This window comes from Pseudomonas sp. BIC9C (assembly GCF_034541995.1).
Classification (GTDB): domain Bacteria; phylum Pseudomonadota; class Gammaproteobacteria; order Pseudomonadales; family Pseudomonadaceae; genus Aquipseudomonas; species Aquipseudomonas fluorescens_CC.
Map to the genome: position 1 here is coordinate 1 of NZ_JAWDGM010000009.1, position 17,758 is coordinate 17,758.

General features: G+C 61.7%; 15 protein-coding genes and 1 pseudogene. 7 read left to right on the forward strand and 9 right to left on the reverse strand.

Translation table 11 applies throughout. The annotated features are described in order from the left end of the window. Nucleotides 1-29: 29 nt before the first annotated feature. The 3 genes from RS887_RS29095 to RS887_RS29105 form a co-directional block, all read right to left on the reverse strand. Nucleotides 30-443 carry a glyoxalase/bleomycin resistance/extradiol dioxygenase family protein gene (locus RS887_RS29095; RefSeq protein ID WP_322618104.1) on the reverse strand — a complete coding sequence of 138 codons (414 nt, stop codon included), beginning with the start codon at nucleotides 441-443 and terminating at the stop codon, nucleotides 30-32. An 89-nt stretch (nucleotides 444-532) separates the two neighbouring features. Further along, a complete protein-coding gene (locus RS887_RS29100; protein WP_322618105.1) occupies nucleotides 533-1,192 on the reverse strand; it encodes a TetR/AcrR family transcriptional regulator in 660 nt (219 codons plus the stop codon). After that, nucleotides 1,179-2,030 carry a 3-hydroxybutyryl-CoA dehydrogenase gene (locus RS887_RS29105; protein WP_322618106.1) on the reverse strand — a complete coding sequence of 284 codons (852 nt, stop codon included), beginning with the start codon at nucleotides 2,028-2,030 and terminating at the stop codon, nucleotides 1,179-1,181. The genes RS887_RS29100 and RS887_RS29105 overlap by 14 nt, the downstream gene beginning before the upstream one ends. A gap of 163 nt (nucleotides 2,031-2,193) precedes the next feature. Between RS887_RS29105 and RS887_RS29110 the strand changes: the two genes are divergently transcribed. Continuing rightward, the gene (locus RS887_RS29110; RefSeq protein ID WP_322618107.1) at nucleotides 2,194-3,246 is read left to right on the forward strand and encodes an AraC family transcriptional regulator; all 1,053 of its coding nucleotides are present in this window, start codon (nucleotides 2,194-2,196) and stop codon (nucleotides 3,244-3,246) included. Nucleotides 3,247-3,293: 47 nt separating this feature from the next. On the opposite strand, the gene RS887_RS29115 is transcribed toward RS887_RS29110, so the two are convergent. Beyond that, the gene (locus RS887_RS29115; protein WP_322618108.1) at nucleotides 3,294-4,295 is read right to left on the reverse strand and encodes an NAD(P)H-quinone oxidoreductase; all 1,002 of its coding nucleotides are present in this window, start codon (nucleotides 4,293-4,295) and stop codon (nucleotides 3,294-3,296) included. Nucleotide 4,296: 1 nt separating this feature from the next. After that, complete coding sequence (locus RS887_RS29120) at nucleotides 4,297-5,523, reverse strand: YbfB/YjiJ family MFS transporter (RefSeq protein WP_322618109.1); 1,227 nt, start codon at nucleotides 5,521-5,523, stop codon at nucleotides 4,297-4,299. Nucleotides 5,524-5,635: 112 nt separating this feature from the next. Between RS887_RS29120 and RS887_RS29125 the strand changes: the two genes are divergently transcribed. Then, nucleotides 5,636-6,511, forward strand: a complete 876-nt coding sequence (locus RS887_RS29125; protein WP_322618110.1) for a LysR family transcriptional regulator — start codon at nucleotides 5,636-5,638, stop codon at nucleotides 6,509-6,511. A 50-nt stretch (nucleotides 6,512-6,561) separates the two neighbouring features. Here the strand turns inward: RS887_RS29125 and RS887_RS29130 are convergent, their stop codons facing one another. Further along, the gene (locus tag RS887_RS29130) at nucleotides 6,562-7,509 is read right to left on the reverse strand and encodes a transposase (protein WP_322614560.1); all 948 of its coding nucleotides are present in this window, start codon (nucleotides 7,507-7,509) and stop codon (nucleotides 6,562-6,564) included. Nucleotides 7,510-7,820: 311 nt separating this feature from the next. Then, nucleotides 7,821-8,543, reverse strand: a complete 723-nt coding sequence (locus RS887_RS29135) for a pirin family protein (RefSeq protein ID WP_322618111.1) — start codon at nucleotides 8,541-8,543, stop codon at nucleotides 7,821-7,823. 253 nt (nucleotides 8,544-8,796) lie between these two features. Between RS887_RS29135 and RS887_RS29140 the strand changes: the two genes are divergently transcribed. Both RS887_RS29140 and RS887_RS29145 read left to right on the forward strand, forming a co-directional pair. Then, complete coding sequence (locus RS887_RS29140; RefSeq protein WP_322618112.1) at nucleotides 8,797-9,747, forward strand: GlxA family transcriptional regulator; 951 nt, start codon at nucleotides 8,797-8,799, stop codon at nucleotides 9,745-9,747. A gap of 152 nt (nucleotides 9,748-9,899) precedes the next feature. Further along, on the forward strand, nucleotides 9,900-11,384 hold the full coding sequence (locus RS887_RS29145; RefSeq protein WP_322618113.1) for an ATP-binding protein: 1,485 nt from the start codon (nucleotides 9,900-9,902) through the stop codon (nucleotides 11,382-11,384). Here the strand turns inward: RS887_RS29145 and RS887_RS29150 are convergent. Further along, nucleotides 11,349-14,153: an ATP-binding protein gene (locus RS887_RS29150; protein ID WP_322618114.1), complete on the reverse strand. Its 2,805-nt coding sequence runs from the start codon at nucleotides 14,151-14,153 to the stop codon at nucleotides 11,349-11,351. The genes RS887_RS29145 and RS887_RS29150 overlap by 36 nt on opposite strands. A 383-nt stretch (nucleotides 14,154-14,536) precedes the next feature. On the opposite strand from RS887_RS29150, the gene RS887_RS29155 reads away from it, so the two are divergent. Next, the gene (locus tag RS887_RS29155; protein WP_322618115.1) at nucleotides 14,537-15,112 is read left to right on the forward strand and encodes a flavodoxin family protein; all 576 of its coding nucleotides are present in this window, start codon (nucleotides 14,537-14,539) and stop codon (nucleotides 15,110-15,112) included. Between the two features lie 35 nt (nucleotides 15,113-15,147). Then, nucleotides 15,148-15,973 (forward strand): annotated as a pseudogene (locus RS887_RS29160) (alpha/beta fold hydrolase). A 36-nt stretch (nucleotides 15,974-16,009) separates the two neighbouring features. Here RS887_RS29160 and RS887_RS29165 read toward each other — a convergent pair. After that, nucleotides 16,010-16,465 (reverse strand): AraC family transcriptional regulator, encoded by a 456-nt coding sequence (locus tag RS887_RS29165; RefSeq protein WP_322618116.1) that lies wholly within the window; start codon nucleotides 16,463-16,465, stop codon nucleotides 16,010-16,012. 261 nt (nucleotides 16,466-16,726) lie between these two features. Here RS887_RS29165 and RS887_RS29170 point away from each other — a divergent pair, with 261 nt between their 5' ends. Continuing rightward, nucleotides 16,727-17,716 (forward strand): MBL fold metallo-hydrolase, encoded by a 990-nt coding sequence (locus RS887_RS29170; protein ID WP_322618117.1) that lies wholly within the window; start codon nucleotides 16,727-16,729, stop codon nucleotides 17,714-17,716. Nucleotides 17,717-17,758 lie beyond the last annotated feature (42 nt).

A 17,758-nucleotide genomic window follows, 5' to 3' on the forward strand; every position in this document is an offset into this window, starting at 1 on the left:
CTTGAAGACGGTCAATCGACTAAGGTCTTTCACTGATCCTTTTCGCAGTTAACCATCCACGACACACCAAAGCGGTCGACCAGCATGCCGAAGCGCGCCGCCCAGAACGTGGTCTCCAGTGGCATTTGCACTGTGCCGCCGCCTGCCAGCGCCTTGAAGACCCGCTCGGCCTCGGCAATGCTGTCGACGTTGAGTGAAATCGAGCAGGCGCTCATTTTATCGACGGGGCGATCCGGTGTGGTGTCTGACCCCATGATGGCCTGATCGCCCACTATCAGGCGGGTATGAATGATCAGGCTGTGCAGATCCTTGGGGACATGCTCACCGGCCGGCGTTTCACCGAAGGTCAACATGGCTTCGAGCTGGCCTTGCAGGCACTGCGCATAGAACGTGAAGGCGTCTTTGCAGTCGCCGTTGAAGATAAGGTAGGGATTGATTTTCATGGTCGGCTCCAGGTGCTCAAGTACACACATCGGTTTGGACGCCGGGTTTGTCGGCGAATTCCGATTGTGTCGAGCCGACAAGCAAAGCGCTAAATCGTCGCTGGAGCCTGGATTTCTTTAGACATTTTTTCTATAGGTCGCGCCAGGCTTATCGCCTCCGGCGCACGCCGCGGCGCAAGTACACGTTCGATGGCGCCGCTGACCATGCTTTCCAGCAGCTCATCACGTTCCTGCTCGTCGAGCACATGGGGCGTCAGCCAACTGGGAGCGCTGTTGAGCAGAGCGCCAATGGCATGCCCGGCGGCCAGCAGGCCCTGCTCGCTGAAACGGGACTTCGCGCCCAGCATCTTCAGCAACGTGCGTTCGTATTGCTCGCGCAATTGCTCAACCCGAGCCTGCTGCTCTTCGTTCAGACAACCGCTGTCGCGCTCCACCAGGCGGAAATGCCAAGGCATTTCCCGATGCAGATTCAGGTGCGCGCGGATCAGGCTATTGAGTTTGTCGCGTTTGGCCGGAGCTTTTTGCTGGATGCGTCCCAGGGTGGCCAGCAGCTCCTCGTAGAACTCCTCGATCAGGTCGAGCAGCAGATGCTGTTTGCTGGGGTAATGGTGATACAACGAGCCTGGAGAGAGCCCCAGGCACGTCGCGAGCTCACGCATGCCGACCTGGCCGAATCCCTTGCAGGCAAACAGCTCCAGGACCTTGTCCCGGTACTCGGCAAAGCGCGAGCAACGCTCAGGCATAGGCATGGAAGCCGCGCCCCGTCTTGCGCCCCAGGTAACCGGCCGCGACCATTTCCTTGAGCAGCGGCGCCGGACGATATTTGCTGTCGTTGAAACCGTCATAGAAGGCTTCGAGGATTGACAACAGCGTATCCAGACCAATCAGGTCCGCCAGGGCCAACGGACCGATAGGCTGATTGCAACCCAGGCGCATGCCGGCGTCGATGTCTTCGGCGCTGGCCAGGCCTTCCTGGAACACCAGGATCGCTTCATTGATCATCGGCACCAGGATCCGGTTGACCACGAAGCCCGGGCGGTTGCCGGCGGTAATCGCGGTTTTTCCGAGGGCGGTCGCCATGTCCAGCGCCAGTTTGTGGGTCGCGTCACTGGTTTGCAGGCCGCGGATGACTTCGATCAGGCCCATCACCGGCACCGGGTTGAAGAAATGCAGGCCGATGAAGCGCTCAGGCTGGCTGACACTGGCGGCGAGTTGGGTGATCGACAGTGACGAGGTGTTGGAGGCAATGACACATTCGCCGCTGACTTGCGCAGCGATCTGTTGCAGCACGCGCAATTTCAGGTCGAGATTTTCCGTCGCCGCTTCGATGACCAGCTGCGCGTTTTGCAGACTGCTGTAGTCGGTGCTGGTGCGGATTTTGTCGAGGGTGGCCTGTTTCTGCTCCGGCGTCAGGGTTTCCTTGGCGATCTGCCGGTCAAGGTTTTTACCGACCGTTGCGACGGCTTTTTGCAAGGCGCTTTCGGAAATGTCGAGCAAGGTCACGTTGAAACCGGCCATGGCGCAGACTTGTGCAATGCCATTGCCCATGGTGCCCGCACCAATCACCCCGATATTTTGCAGATTCATGTTCCCATCCTTCGATCAAACCCTGCGATACCTTGGCCGCGAGGGCGGCCGAAGGCGTACTATTGCCGCGAGTCTAGAGCCGGCAGGGCGGTTGTCCTATGCCAAAACTGTTCAACGGCAATGATGTTTTTTGCCATTCGGGTGATGAGAGAGAAGCGAACCAATGCGGGAAAAGGACTCGGTTGCCGCCTATTTCGTGCAGGCAATGATCCATGGGCTGAGGGATGATCCGCAGCGCGTGACGGCGGTGCTCGAACAGGCGGGCATTGATCCGTCGGTCATGAATGAACCCACGGCACGGGTGCCGGCCAATGCGTTTGCCGCGTTGTGGCTGATTCAGATCCGCGAACTCGATGACGAGTTTTTCGGGCTCGACTCCCATGGCATGCCGCCGGGCAGCTTCGCCCTGATTTGCCGAGCCTTGATTCAGGAACCCGATCTGCACAGGGCCATGCGTCAGTGCCTGGCCAACTTCGGGTTGTTCCTGCGCGATTTTCGTGGCTCGCTGGCCGTACGGGGCAAGCGTGCGGTCATCAGCCTGGAAACCCGCTCGACGGACAACGATGCCAGCCGCTTCGGTGAAGAAACGTTCCTGGTGTTGATGATCAGTCTGATGTGCTGGCTGGGCGGCCGACGCATTCCCATAGACCGTGCGGACTTCCGCCATTCGCGCCTGTCGCTTGGCGACGACCGCCTGCTGTGGGGGCCCAACCTGACCTTTGGTGCCGAACGCACCGAAATCGAATTTGCCAGCCATTACTTGCGCCTGCCGGTGGTTCAGGATCTGGCATCGCTGAAAGTGTTCCTGCGTACCGCGCCGCAATGGCTGGTGATCCGCTTCCGAAACCAGCATGGCCTGGCATCGCAGGTTCATCAGCGCTTGCGCGGCAGTCACTACAGTGAATGGCCGACGTTGCAGGCCTTTGCCCTGGAACAGCACCTGAGCCCCAGCACCTTCCGCCGCAAACTGGAGCGTGAAGGCTGTTCCTATCAGGAGATCAAGGACGAGGTACGGCGCGGTGTGGCCTTCGAGCAATTGCGTGAGAGCGATGCGAGCATCAGCGATATCGCCGAGCGACTGGGTTTCCAGGAACCCAGCGCTTTCCATCGGGCATTCAAGAAGTGGACCGGGGAAAGTCCGGGGCGCTATCGGGCCCGTTATCAGGGGGAGCGGGGCGCAGAAGTGGCCAACCGTCAGGAGTCCTGCGCTCCCTGAACCACCGCCGGCCCGGCCACCTGAAGGGGGGGGCTTTCAGCAGGCCATCAAGTGCCCACGCGCATGACGATCTTGCCGATGTGTTCTCCCGCTTCCATCCGGGCATGGGCCTGTGCCGCGTCAGTGAGCGGGTAAACCTTGTCGATCATCGGCAAGCAGCGTCCGGCGGTCAGCACCGGCCATAGGTGTTCGCGCAATTGGCGGGCGATGTCGGCTTTTTCTTCCCGGGTCCTGGAGCGCAGCAGGGAGCCGGTGACAACGGCGCGCTTGGCCATGATCGCCAGCAAGTCGACATCCCTGGCGTGCGCGCCACCGAGGAAACCGAGCATCACCAGCCGACCTTCCAGAGCCAGGGCTGCCACATTGTTGTTGAGGTACGAGCCGCCCATGATGTCCAGGATCACGTTGACGCCCTGGCCGGCGGTTTTTTCCGCGATGACCTGCACAAAGTCCTGGTCGCGATAGTTGATCGCCTTGGCGCCCAATTCGCTAATCGCTGCGCATTTTTCCTCGCTGCCGGCGGTGGCGAACGCTTCGATGCCGAGCTCGCGGCACAGCATCAACGCGGTGGTGCCGATGCCGCTGGTGCCACCGTGGATCAATACACGCTGACCCTGGCGTGCACCGCCAAGGCCGAACAGGTTGGCCCACACCGTGAAGTAGGTTTCCGGGATGGCCGCTGCCTGCAACCAGTCCATCCCTTCGGGGATCGGCAGGGCCTGACTGGCCGGGACCACGCAATATTGCGCGTACCCGCCGCCATTGGTCAGGGCGCAGACCTTGTCACCGAGCCTGAATTCGCTGACACCCGCGCCAATCGCCACCACTTCACCGGCCACTTCCAGCCCCGGAATCGGGTTCATACCGGGTTTCAACGGGTATTTGCCGGCCCGTTGAAGTGCGTCCGGGCGATTGACCCCGGCGGCGTGCACGCGGATCAGAATCTCGCCAGCCTCGGCAACGGGCACAGGCGCCTGGCGCGGTTGCAGGACGTCGGGGCCACCGGGTTCGGTGATTTCGATCAGGGTCATGGTCTGGGGCAGTGTCATTTCATATACCTGTATTGAGTGTTAATGATTCGGTCGAACGGCTGAACAGTCTGCTGCCCAGTTCCAGCAACAGCGCTACAACAATGGCGCCGGCGGCAATCACGAACATCAGGGCATGATGGCCGCCACTGGCGTTGAACAGCGCCGAATAAGCGAACCCGGAGAGGGCCTGGAAGGTAGCGAACGACACGGTGGCGCGACTCCAGGCAACCTGTTGCCGGTGATGCCCGGGGATCAGCTCATGCACCCGCGCCAATGCCAGCGGCACGATGCCTGGTGGGAAGGAGCCGAGGATCACCGCCAGTAAAGCCAGCGCCGCGAACGAACTGCTGATCGATAGCAGGCCAACCGCCAGAGCCTGCACCGCCAGCACGATGCGGATACCCGTTTTCGCGCCCAGTTGGTCGGCCAGAAAACCGTAGCTCACCGGCCCGACAATCGCGCCCAGGCCATACATCACCCAGATCAGCGCGCCGACATGTGCCCCGGCATTGAGCCCGCGGGCGACGTAATCCACCAGGAACACCATGGCTGGCACCAGCCCGGCCGCCATGAACGCGTATTGGGCGAACAGCAGGTAAACGCTCGGGTCGGTTGGGCTCGACGACGATGTATTCGACGGCGCAGCGGCTGCCGGGTGCGCGGCGCCTGGCCAGCCAAACCAACTGGCAGCGGTCAGCACCAGGGCCAGCAAGCCAAGGCCGAACCAGGTTTGCTGCAAACCGAGGCTCAGCAGCGGCGGCACGATCGTCCCCGACCCGGCAATGCCCAGGCCGATGCCCAGGAATATCGCGCCGCTGGCCAGGCCTTTGCGGGCTGCCGGTACGTGGGGCAGTACGGTTGCCGCCACCAGTACCATGATCGCGCCACCGGCAATCCCCGACAGCAGGCGCCAGCCGAAGAACCAGCTCACCGACAACGGAAAACCACAGGCGAAAAACGCCAGCGTCACTGCCAGCATCATCAGGCGCAGGGCGGTCTTGTTCGAGGTCCGGCGTGCCAGTGGGTGGCCGATCAGTGCGCCGATCAGGTAACCCACCAGATTGGCGGCACCGAGGTACACCACGTCGCTGGCGGAAAACCAGTGAGCCTGGATCAGCGAAGGTATCAACGGTGTGTAGGCGAAACGCGCCAGGCCGATGCTGACCAGGCTGGCGCAGAGGCCGGCGAAGATCGGTAGCCAGATCGCGCTGCGTGCAGGGGTAACCGGATGCGATGAACCGTGCATGTGCATTGTCCTGTGGAGTCACTCAGGCTTTCAGCATATCGAGATTCATCGAAGCATTAATGCAGCGATTACGCGCTATGCTGATGCTTAATTGCATCGTCAGGAGAGCGTTATGAACTGGGATGACGCCCGGGTATTTCTCGCGGTTTGCCGCGAATCCACGTTGCGTGGCGCAGCGCGGGTATTGGGAGTCGATCAGGCCACGGTCGGCCGGCGCATCACGGCGCTGGAGAAGTCATTGAGCGCGACCTTGTTCCTGCGCACCTCCGAAGGTTACGCGCTCACGGCTGTCGGCGAAGCGGCGCTCAAGGCGGTAGAGAAAATGGAGCATTCGGCCCTGGAGCTGCAACGCCAGATCCAGGGCCTGGACGATCGCTTGAGCGGCACGGTTCGCGTCAGTACCACCGATACCCTGGCGATTGATTTCCTGATCCCGGCGATTGCCCGCCTGCATCGACAACACCCGGATGTACGGGTGCAACTGGACGCCACCACACAGATACTCAGCCTGGCCAAGCGTGAGGCGGACATTGCCGTGCGTAACACCCGACCGGACAACCCGGACCTGATCGCCCGGCGCATCGCGCGCTGGCCGGTGGGGCTGTTTGCCTCGCAAGCCTATGTCGATGCCCACGGCGTGCCGGAGCCTGGCTCGGCGTTCGCCGGGCATGATCTGGTGGTGTATCAACCGTACTTGCAGGGCAACAAAGACCTGACGCTGGTCTCGGAACCGGTGGCGCGCGGGCGGATTGTCGCGAGCCTCAGTTCCAGCCTGCTGGTGCGCCGTTCGATTGCGGCGGGGATCGGGGTCGGGGAGGTTCCGGTGTACCTGGGGGAGCGGGAAGGTCTGGTCAGGCTCTGGCCGGAGCGCTCGCGGCCGTTGCCCTATGACATCTGGCTGGTGACCCACGCGGACCTGCGGCATACGGCCAGGGTCCGGGCGGTGATTGATGAGATTGTCGCGGGGTTCGCCGGCACCGGCGAGTAAACCCGGGGACCACACAACCTGTGGGAGATTCTATGGTTGAGGGGAAGCCCTCAACCGACTTTTGGCTGGTATTCGCTTTGCCCCTTGAGCAAGGCGAATACGACCCGAGCAAGTTTGCGAGCCAGTATCACCAGTGCCTGAGTGGTGCTGAACCCTCGAGCTCTTTGTGCCGCGTAAAAATCTTTCCAGGCTGGTGTACGACTGGCCGACATGGCTGCGTTGTGCAGAAGTCGGCGAGCTTCCGGATCACCTCGTTTGGTCAAGCTTCGGCGACCGTCTTTTTGTCCTGACTTCGCCACCCGCAAATCCATTCCCAGAAAGGCGATGAAGGCATCTGCGTTTCTGAAATCGCCTCGCTGGAATGCTGCGATCAAGCGGGCTCCGGTCAAAAATCCGATGCCTTCAACTTTCAGACAGCGCTTCAACTGACCGAGCAAACCGGCTTCTTTCAGATAATCCTTAATCGTCTTTTCGACCAGCGCCTCAAGCTGTTGCATGGATTTCACTTGCTCGGCGAAAGCGGTCTTCAACAGCGGTTCATTCGCCCAGCTTTGCACCAGGCCCACTCGTGCCTGAACCAGAGCCGCCCGGCGGCGAAAAAGGCTCAAGAGCTGACGGTACAGCGGTGATGGCGGGGTCCAGGGATGAAGATCGTCACCTTCGTTCTTCAGGTAGCGAGCGAGCAGCCTGGCATCCAGCGCGTCGGTTTTGGCGCGGACATTCACCCCTTTGCGGTAATGGCTCAGCTCATAGCCACCCACCATGTAAATCACGCAGCCGGCCTCGTAGGCCAGATCGGCGAACTCCAGGTGATAGATATTGGTCGACTCAATGGCGATGGCCACTGTCCTCGGCAAGTCCTTCAGCCACTGCTTGATGGCTGCCTTGTTGTTGGGAATCGTTTCAAGCAGGTCAAGTTCGGCGTGATAAATCACCAGTTCATTCTTGGCGACATCCACGCCTGCGATCGGCTTTGAGACAGAAACCGGCATTGCCATTAAATTTCCTCCGGGATATGGTTTTGAGCACTTGAAGGGCTCACCCAGAGGCGCAGGCTTGTTCCTATCGTCGGTCTAGCCAGATGCATTCTTTATCGGCGCTTGGGTGAAAGGAGGAGGGGCGAAATCTCCCACGGATCTGTACTGCGTCAACAGTCAGAATCGGGCTTTGTCCCTCCTCCTCCCTTCAAGTCCTACCATACAAGCGGGCTTGCTCGCGAAAGCGCGGTGTCATTCAACAGAGATGTCGTCTGACCCACCGCCTTCGCGAGCAAGTCGGATCGCCGCACCGCCGCTCCCACAGGGTTTTGTCATGGCATTTCCGGCAGTTCCTGTGGGCGCAGGTCGAAGACCAGCACTTCAGCGTCCACGCCGTTGCTCAAGGTCAGCGCCTGTTCTTCGCGGACCCGCACACCGTCGCCCTCCTGCAACAACACTCCGTTGAGTTCGACGCTGCCCCGAGCCACGTGTACATAGGCGTAGCGGTTGGCGGCGAGCTCCAGGGTGGCGCTTTCCTTGCCGTCGATCAGGCCGGCATACACCCGTGCATCCTGACGCACCTTCAGCGAACCCTTGGCGCCGTCCGGCGAGATGATCAGTTGCAGGCGTCCGCGTTTCTTCTGGGTGCTGAAGTGCTCTTGCTGATAGCGCGGTTTGGCGCCGCTGACATCAGGCACGATCCAGATTTGCAGAAAGTGCACCGGCCGGGTGCCGGAGTGGTTGAACTCGCTGTGGGCCACGCCGCTGCCGGCGCTCATCAGTTGCACGTCGCCGGGGCGGATCACCGAACCGGTGCCCAGGGTGTCCTTGTGTTCCAGGGCACCTTCAAGCACATAGGAGAAAATCTCCATGTCGCGGTGCGGGTGCTGGCCGAAGCCTTTGCCGGCGGCAACGCGGTCGTCGTTGATCACCAACAGGTCAGAAAAACCCTGCTCTTTCGGGTTGCGATAGTTGGCGAAGGAAAAGGTATGGAACGACTTCAACCAGCCGTGATTGGCCAGGCCACGATCCGAGGCTTTGCGAAGTGTCAGCATGATGAAATCTCCTGTGGGGACGTGAATTCGTCCGACTGAGGAGAAGGTTAATGTTTACTGGTTGGTTCAATAAGTAGATGAAAATTGAAATACTGTCTCTATCAAGTTGACAGTTGGCAGGCGCCAATCAGCTATTCTTTACCGACTTTGGCGTGTGTCTGGTCATAATGCACAGCACCGAAACCTGTGGGAGCAAGCCCGCTCCCACAAGGTTTGGTGTACCGACCCTATAGATCCCAGTGAATTCCAATCCATGAAAACCGTGGCAATGGTGCTGTTTCCCGACTTTCTCCTGCTCGACATGGCCGGGCCCATGGAGGTGTTTTCCATCGCCAATCGTTATCTGAAACCCGAAGATCACTATGTGCTGTCGACCATCGGCACCGAGCCCGGCGCTCTGCGGGCGTCCAACGGGGTGAGCGTGCATGCCGACCGGCACATCGATCAGGTCTGCGAGGGTTTTGATTTGCTGCTCGTACCCGGTGGCCCCGGTGCCTACAACGAAAAGCATCCACCATTGCTCAACTGGCTCAGGCACAACGTCAGCCGGTCTGCCGGTTATGGTTCCATCTGCACCGGGGCATTCGTGTTGGGGCATGCCGGTTTGCTCGATGGCTACCGCGTCACCACCCACTGGCACTACACCGAGCGGCTGATCAAGGCCTTTCCGAAAGCGACTGTCGAGACCGATCAGATCTTTGTTCAGGACCGCAGCCTGATCACCTCCGGCGGCGTGACTGCCGGGATCGACCTGGCGTTGTCGGTGGTGGCGCAGGACCACGGCAAGAAGGTCGCCCAGGACGTGGCCAAGGTGCTGCTGGTGGTGATGAAGCGCCAGGGCGGGCAGGCGCAGTTCAGCCCGTTGATGGCAGCGGTGGCGCCCCACGAAACGGCGATTACCCGTGTGCAGAACCATGTGCTTGAGCACCTCGATGAAACCTACAGCATCGAGTCCATGGCAGGGCTGGCCAACATGAGCCCGCGTCATTTCGCCAGGGTGTTCGCCCGGGATGTGAACATGACGCCCATGGAGTTTCTGCAAAGCGCCCGTATCGATTGCGCCAGGAACCTGCTGGAAACCACGGAGTTGCCGTTCAAGACCGTGGCGTTCAAAAGCGGCTTCGGCAGCGTGCGGCACATGCGTTTTCTGTTCAGTGAAAAACTTGGCCTGACCCCGACTCAATACCGCGAGCAGTTCAGCTAGCAGGCGTGTGTCCGTCGCGCGCACCGCAATGGCCGTGATGCTCCCCCCGTGACAGTTGTACGGTCACCGAGGCCTGCCAAGATACCGGTGAACTCATTGCAAGGACGGTGCGGAGCCAGGATGGAAGTCAGGTTTCCCGCGGGTGACAGCCCATGAACAGCCTCAGAGATATAAACAGCGAAGCGGTGCTGCAATTTGGTCCCTATGCCTTCCACCTCAGTCAGCGGCTGGTACTGGACGGCGATCGACCGCTGCGCCTGGGCGGCCGTGCCCTTGATGTGTTGCAGGTATTGGTCGAGCACGCGGGCTCGGTGGTCAGCAAGGAGGAGTTGATTGCGCAGGTCTGGCCGTGCTCGGTGGTCGAAGAGATCAACCTGCGCGTGCACATTGCCGCCCTGCGCCGTGCCCTGTGCGACGGACAGAACGGCCAGTGCTACATCGTCAACATTCCCCAGCGCGGCTACAGTTTTGTCGCCCCGGTGCTGCACTCGCCAGAGCCCGTGTCGTTCCCGAGCGAGACCGTACAAAAGCCCCTGCACAACCTGCCGGCACGGCTCACGTCGATCACCGGGCGCGATGCCGTTGTCGGCAGCCTGGTGCGGCAGTTGCCGGTGCGGCGATTCATGACCCTGGTCGGGCCTTGCGGGATCGGCAAGACCACGGTGGCCCTGCGTGTAGCCGAACTGTTGTTGCAGCACTATCGGCACGGGGTGTGGCTGGTGGATCTGGCGGCGATCGATGACCCGGCGCAAGTGACCGACTACCTCACACGAACCCTTGAACTGAAGGTCGGCACCACGCTGGAGGCGCTGTCGCAACGGCATGCCCTGTTGGTCCTGGACAACTGCGAGCACCTGCTCGAACGCTGCCGATCGCTGATCGAGACACTGCTGCAATCGATGCCTCGACTGTCGATCCTCGCCACCAGCCGCGAGCCGCTCAAGGCGGTGGGCGAAACGGTGTTGCGTCTACCACCGCTGGCGGTGCCGCCGGCATCAGCGCTGCACAGTGTCGCCGAGGTCATGGGCTATTCGGCGGTGCAGTTGTTTGTCAGCCGTGCCCGGGCCCGTCAGCAAGGCTTCAGCCTGCGCGAACAGGACCTCAAGGTCGTGCGCGAAATCTGCCGGCGCCTGGATGGCCTGCCGCTGGCGATTGAACTGGCCGCGGCGCAGATCGATGCGTTGGCGCTGGTGGGGTTGCAGGCCCAACTCGACAACTGTTTTCAGTTGCTGATCCAGGGCCGTCGCACGGCCGTTCCCCGGCATCAGACCCTCAAGGCCGCGCTGGACTGGAGCTACGAACGGTTGACTGCAGTGGAGCAAACCGTGTTGCAGCGCCTGGCGGTGTTCAAAATGGCGTTTACCCAGGACGCAGCGATTGGCGTGATCTGTTGCGACAGGCTGCCCGCCGCCGACCTGATCAAGGTGCTGGAAAGCCTGGCATTCAAGTCACTGCTGTCCCGGGAGCAGGGAGGGGGAGTGACCCGTTACCGCTTCCTCAACACCACCCGCACCTACGCATTGGAAAAACTCGAACTCAGTGGGGAATTGCGCACCCTCGAAGTGCGTTATGCCGGTTACATCAGGCAAATGCGCTGGCCTTCAGGCGGGCAGGTGGCATTGCAGCTCGTCGAGTAGCCGGCGAACCGTCATCAGGTCTGGCGTGGCAAAACCTTCGGTGAAGCGCTGGTAGACCGGTGCCAGCAATTGATACGCCCGTTGGGGGCGGCCCTGACGCTGCCACAACTGCGCCAGTGAGGTGGCGCTGCGCAGCTCCCAGGCCAGGGCACCCTGGGCCTTTGCCACGTCGAGTGCCTTGAGCAGTACCGTTTCGGCCGTCGCGGCCTTGACTGGACAATCCGTTGCCAGCAACGTCTTGGCCCTGGCTCGCAAAATCTCTGCCGTGCTCCAGCCCGAAGCACCGCTTTGCGCGCGTTCGAGCAAATCATCGTCGACGCAGGTCGAATCCAGCGTGACCATGATGTCTTTGATCAAACCGGCACTTTGACGGCCGGATGGCCGAACTTCGGTGCCGCCAATCACCTTCGCGTAGTGTTGCGCCCAGTTGTAAAACAGTGGAACCGAATGTTTCTGCGCCTGTTCCAGCAGCAGGCGCAGGAGTTCGCGGGCACTGCGGGTGTCGCCGTTGTAGTAGGCGATCAGGCAGCCGGAGAGCGCCAGGGTGTAGCAGATCGACGTGCCGTGGTTGATCTGCAACGCGATGTCCAGCGCCTGCCGGGCCGTGCGCCAGGCCTGTTCCGGTTGGCCTTGCAGCCAGAGGATGCGCGCGTGGAGGGTCAGCGCCGCGACGCTCTGGTCGTATTGCACGCCGAAACCATGGGTGAAACGGTTGAGATGACCGCTGTGGGCCATGCGTTGCAGCACCTGTTCGGCATGCTTGCGAGCTTGATGCTGGTCGCCGGAGAAGTGCAGGGCCAGCACGCGCAATCGGTGCGTGCTCAGGGACATCAGGGCGTCGTCATGCAGCCCGAGCTGATCGAATTGTCGGCTCTGCTCCAGGGCCATCTGGTATTGACCGCAGCTGAGATTGACGGCCAGGTGACCGGAAATCGCCCGCAGCTGACCGGCCACATCATCGAGTTGTCTGGCCAGGGCTCTGGCGCTGACAAAGGCGCCAACGGTTTCGGCGCTACCACCCTGAGCGTGGTAACAGGCACTGCCCAGGGCCAGCTTGAGGGCCATCTTCAAGCGCGGGCAAGGCTCGGGTGTTTGATCGAGCAAAGCCAGCGCCTTGCGCACATAACCGCCATGTTCCTTGACCAGTGACAACTCCTGCCACAAGGGGGTGGACGTCGCGGCCAGGCGTATCGCCAGGGCCCTTGGCCCTTGTGCGTGCAAACCCCAGTCGAGGGCCGCGCGGATATCCTCCAGGGCCCGGCCATAGCGCTCGATCCACAGGCCGGTCGACTTTTTCTCCCAGTCGTCCTGCGCCTGTTGCATCAGCGCCAGACAGTGCTCGGCGTGCCGTTCCCGTGTGCCGGGCAGGTCGGCGGTTTGCGCGAGTTTTTCCAGGGCATAGTGGCGGGTGGTATCGAGCAAGCGGTAGTACACGTCTTCGTCGCCGACTTCCACGTTCAGTAACGACTTGGCGACCAATTGCGTGATTGAACCGAACACCTCGCGGGGTTCGATGTGTTCGCCGACAATCACCGCCGCTGCCGACTCCAGGGTGAAGCCACCGCGAAACACACTCAGTCGACGCAGGCAGGTCTTTTCGCAGGCGCTGAGCAGTTCGAAGCTCCAGTCCAGGGTTGCGCGCAAGGTCTGATGCCGTGCCAGGGGCGTCTGGCAGGGCTGGGTCAGCACCCGGAAACTGCTTTGCAACTGCGCCAGCAAGCCGTGCAATCCGAAGTTGCCCACTTGCGCTGCTGCCAGTTCGATGGCCAGTGGAATGCCGTCCAGTCGGTGGCAGATGTCGATCAATAGCGGCAGCTCACCGTCCGTCAGTTCAAAGCTGTCATGGCTGGCCATGGCCCGTTCGACGAACAGTTGCAGGGCGGAAAAGGTCATGGCCTGGGCGCGGTCGAGGACGGCGATGGGCGGCGGGCAGTCGAGTGATTCCAGACGCTGGACGAATTCCCCTTCGGCCCGCAGGCTCTCGCGGCTGGTGGCGAGAATATGCACTTGCGGCGCACTGCGCAGAATGTTTTCGCAGAGCTGGGCGATGGCGTCGACCAGGTGCTCGCAGTTGTCGATGACCAGCAGCATGTGGCGGTCGCGCAGATGGTCTGCAAGCCCGCTCAGGGGTTCATCGTCGTGCAGGGCCAGTTCGAGCAACGTCGCCAGATGGCCGTCGATCATCAGCGGGCAATTGATCGGGGCCAGGTCCAGCAGGCGAATGCCATCCCGGTAGCGACCGATCATCTGTTCGGCAACCCGCAGGGCCACGGTGGTCTTGCCGATGCCGCCGGGACCGACGAGGGTGATGAAGCGCTGGCGTGGCAGTTGTTCCATCAGATTGTCGACCAGCGTCTGCCGGCCGATCATGCGCGTACGGCGCACGGGCAGGTTATGCCGGCTCGGCGCGCAGGCCACGGGTGCCGGCGGTTGCCCGGCCTGATCCAGTGAGTGCGGTGCGACAAAACTGTACCCGCGCTGGGCCACGGTGACGATGTAGCGCTGGCCCGCCTGGCCGTCGCCGAGCGCCTTGCGCAACGCGGCCATGTGCACCCGCAGGTTGATGTCTTCGACCACGCTGTTGGGCCAGACCCGGGCGATTAATTGTTGTTTGCTGACCACGTTGCCGGCGTGTTCCAGCAGGATCAACAGGATGTCCATGGCGTGCCGGCCCAGGCGCAAGGGCTGGTCAGCCTCCATCACCAGGCGTTGTCCGGGGTAGACCCGGTAGGGGCCGAAACGCACAGCCTGCTCGGGGGAAAGGGTCAACGAGTCGCTCCTGTTGAATCCGTCTGGTTCGCGGTTTCCGAGCATATTCCTCAGGTTTTTGAACCAGCGCAATGCGCCGCCCGGGGGACTATCGGGTGCAGGCATTGACTCTAGCGTATCGGCCAGGGACCGTCAGCCCGGTGATCATTGGGCGCGACAGATGGACAGCGATTGCCGGGGCTTTTTGTGCGCCATGGAAAATTAACAACGTTTAACTCGTCCTGCGTCCGGTCTGCGCCCAAAACTCTCTTCCCATGTAGGAGCGAGCTTGCTCGCGATGGAGTATCAGTCGACACCAATGTGGCTGACACACCATCGTCGGAACGCCGCCCGGAGCAAGCTCGCTCCTACAAATGGATTTAACCCCTCTCAAGGACAAACCAATGAGCAACGTGGTGGTGGTCTATCACAGTGGCTACGGGCACACCCGGGTCATGGCCGAAGCCGTGGCCGGGGGCGTGGAACGGCACCTGGGCAGCACCTGCCAGTTGATTCCGGTCGAGGACGTGGACGAGCACTGGGAGCGCCTGCACAACGCCGATGCCATTATCTTCGGCGCGCCGACCTACATGGGCAGCGCCTCGGCGGCCTTCAAAGCGTTCATGGAGGCCACGGCGGCGTTCTACCTGGCCCAGCCCTGGCGCGACAAACTCGCCGCGGGCTTCACCAATTCCGGCTGCCTGTGCGGCGACAAGCTCAACACCTTGCTGCAGATGGCGGTGTTCGCCGCCCAGCACTCGATGATCTGGGTCGGCCTCGACCTGCTGCCGGCGCGCTCCAGCACCGGCGCGTTCAACGGCCAACTCAATCGCTTGGGCAGCTCACTGGGCGCCATGGCCCAGTCGAATGTCGAGCAATCCCCCGACGATGCCCCTCCGCCCGAGGATCGCTGCACCGCCGCGCACCTGGGCGAGCGAGTGGCGCGCCTGGCGGATCGCATGAACCAGCTACCGGTTTGATACACCCCCCAACCCTCGTTAAGGAGGCATCACCCATGAGCACCTTCACTACCCGCGACGGCGTCGAGATTTACTACAAGGACTGGGGCACCGGTCAGCCGATTGTCTTCAGTCACGGCTGGCCATTGAACGCTGACAGCTGGGAATCGCAGATGATCTTCCTGGCCTCCAAGGGCTACCGGGTCATCGCCCTCGACCGTCGCGGTCATGGGCGTTCCAGCCAGCCATGGTCGGGCAATGACATGGACCATTACGCCGACGACCTGGCGCAGTTGATCGAACTGCTCGATCTGCAAAACGCCGTGCTGTTCGGCTTCTCCACTGGCGGTGGCGAGGTGGCGCGATACATCGGCCGCCACGGCACCGGCCGCGTGGCCAAGGCCGGGCTGATTTCCGCCGTGCCACCCCTGATGCTCAAGACCGAAGCCAACCCCGGCGGCCTGCCGCTGGAAGTGTTCGACGGCATCCGCCAGGCCTCGCTGGTCGATCGCTCGCAGCTGTACATCGACCTCGCCAGCGGCCCGTTCTTCGGCTTCAACAAACCTGACGCAAAACCGTCCCAAGGCATGATCGACTGGTTCTGGATGCAGGGCATGATGGCCGGCCACAAGAACGCCTATGACTGCATCAAGGCATTTTCGGAAACCGACTTCACCGAAGACCTGAAGAAGTTCGACGTGCCGACGCTGGTGGTGCACGGCGACGCGGATCAGGTTGTGCCGTACGAGGCGGCGGGCGTCTCCAGCGCCAGACTGGTGAAGGGCTCGACGCTGAAGATTTACCCGGGCGCCCCGCACGGTTTTGACGGACACCCATAAGGATCAGCTCAACGCGGATCTGTTGGCGTTTTTGAAAGGCTAGAAAGCTAGATCAAAAGATCGCAGCCTTCGCCGGCTCCTACACGTTAGCGTGCATACCCGCAGGAGCTGCCGAAGGCTGCGATCTTTTGCTTTTAAGGCCTGGCACCACCCGGCAGCGCCAGGCAAACGGATTGATACCTTCGCTGCGGGTGAAGATGTGGCAGAAGTGCGCCTGATCGCAGAAGCCGCATTCGAGGCTGATCTGCGTAAGGCTCATGTCGGTGTACTGGATCAATTGCTTGGCCAGGGTGACGCGTTGCTGGCGAATCCAGTCCTGCGGCGAGAGACCGGTGCTGCACTTGAACGCGCGGGAGAAGTGACTGCGCGAGAGGGCGCACGCCTGTGCCAGCTCGGTGACTTCCAGGCTGTCGCCCAGGCGTTCGAGGATCAGTTGTTTAACCAATCGTTCGCGCTGCGGGCTGAGGCCGCCGATGCTGGTCTTGCGAGGTTCGCTGGCAGGTGCGCGGGCGGTGGTGTGCTGTGGGTAAGCCATGGCCATTGTCCGGTAGGAGGAGGAAAAGCACTGGCGCCCGGTTTGAGCGATCAGCACCGTTACTCTGGAAAAAACTGTTCTGCGCTGAGGACTTCATTGTTGGAGTTGCCTCAGTGCTTGACGAGTTAAACGTTGTTAATTCCATCCCCGAAGCTGTGAACACAGCACATCGCTGCAAGTGCGGGCAGCGGCGGTGGGTCCAAGATGCACAGCCTGGAGCGGGCCATTACGGACCGCCGGTTGGCTTGAAAAGGTGAGCAGATGAAACGGACATGGCAGGGAACGCTGGGGGCCATCGGCCTGGTGCTGATATCCGCCAGCGCGCTGGCCCAGGCGCCCGCGCAGGTGGGCACGCAAGTACCCGGTTACTTCCGGCTGGCGCTGGGGGATTACGAAGTGACGGCGCTGTTCGACGGCTACAACGACCTGTCGCCGAAGTTGTTGCAGGGCATGAGCCAGAGCCAGATCCGCGCTCTGCTGGCCCGTCGCTCGATTGAAACCCCGGGTGTGCAGACCGCCTTCAACGCGTTTCTGGTCAACACCGGTAAGCAGCTTGTGCTGATTGATACCGGGGCAGGGCAGTGCATCGGTCCTACCGCAGGCCAGCTCCCGGCCAACCTGCAAGCGGCCGGCTACAAACCGGAGCAGGTGGACGCCATCCTGATCACTCACCTGCACCTGGATCACGTCTGCGGTCTGGTGGACGGCCAGCAACAACCGGTGTTCGCCAACGCCACGGTGTATGCGGCCAAGGCCGAAGCCGACTTCTGGCTCGACCCGCAGGCCTTGGCCAAGGCGCCGGAAGCGGCCAAGGGCTACTTCAAAATCGCCCAGGATTCCACAGCACCTTACGTTGCCGCCGGCCGGTTCAAGACCTTCGCCCCCGGCCAGTCACCGCTGCCGGGTGTGGTCGAGGCGCAACTGGAGGCCGGGCACACGCCGGGCAGCACCACGTACCGCTTCACCTCCGGAGGGCAAAGCATCCTGTTCATGGGGGACCTGGTGCACAACCTCGCCGTGCAGTTCCTGCACCCTGAGGTATCAATCGGTTTCGACGTCAACAGCCAGCAAGCGATCAACAGTCGCAACCAGGTGTTCAGTGCCGCGGCCGCCAGCAAGACCTGGGTGACGGCTGCGCATTTGCCGTTCCCCGGCATCGGTCATATCAGCGCCCAAGGCAAGCATTTCGAGTGGGTGCCGGTGGAATACGGGCCGTACAAACGAGCGGCAAACGTGCCGTTGATCGAGTAAAGTCCACCGCACTTGCGCCTGGCCGAACACACAAGGAACCCG

Coding starts and splice junctions, on each gene's coding strand:
- RS887_RS29095 (WP_322618104.1), bottom strand. CDS start 443: ATGAAAATCAATCCCTACCTTATCTTCAACGGCGACTGCAAAGACGCC.
- RS887_RS29100 (WP_322618105.1), bottom strand. CDS start 1,192: ATGCCTATGCCTGAGCGTTGCTCGCGCTTTGCCGAGTACCGGGACAAG.
- RS887_RS29105 (WP_322618106.1), bottom strand. CDS start 2,030: ATGAATCTGCAAAATATCGGGGTGATTGGTGCGGGCACCATGGGCAAT.
- RS887_RS29110 (WP_322618107.1), top strand. CDS start 2,194: ATGCGGGAAAAGGACTCGGTTGCCGCCTATTTCGTGCAGGCAATGATC.
- RS887_RS29115 (WP_322618108.1), bottom strand. CDS start 4,295: ATGACACTGCCCCAGACCATGACCCTGATCGAAATCACCGAACCCGGT.
- RS887_RS29120 (WP_322618109.1), bottom strand. CDS start 5,523: ATGCACGGTTCATCGCATCCGGTTACCCCTGCACGCAGCGCGATCTGG.
- RS887_RS29125 (WP_322618110.1), top strand. CDS start 5,636: ATGAACTGGGATGACGCCCGGGTATTTCTCGCGGTTTGCCGCGAATCC.
- RS887_RS29130 (WP_322614560.1), bottom strand. CDS start 7,509: ATGGCAATGCCGGTTTCTGTCTCAAAGCCGATCGCAGGCGTGGATGTC.
- RS887_RS29135 (WP_322618111.1), bottom strand. CDS start 8,543: ATGCTGACACTTCGCAAAGCCTCGGATCGTGGCCTGGCCAATCACGGC.
- RS887_RS29140 (WP_322618112.1), top strand. CDS start 8,797: ATGAAAACCGTGGCAATGGTGCTGTTTCCCGACTTTCTCCTGCTCGAC.
- RS887_RS29145 (WP_322618113.1), top strand. CDS start 9,900: ATGAACAGCCTCAGAGATATAAACAGCGAAGCGGTGCTGCAATTTGGT.
- RS887_RS29155 (WP_322618115.1), top strand. CDS start 14,537: ATGAGCAACGTGGTGGTGGTCTATCACAGTGGCTACGGGCACACCCGG.
- RS887_RS29165 (WP_322618116.1), bottom strand. CDS start 16,465: ATGGCTTACCCACAGCACACCACCGCCCGCGCACCTGCCAGCGAACCT.
- RS887_RS29170 (WP_322618117.1), top strand. CDS start 16,727: ATGAAACGGACATGGCAGGGAACGCTGGGGGCCATCGGCCTGGTGCTG.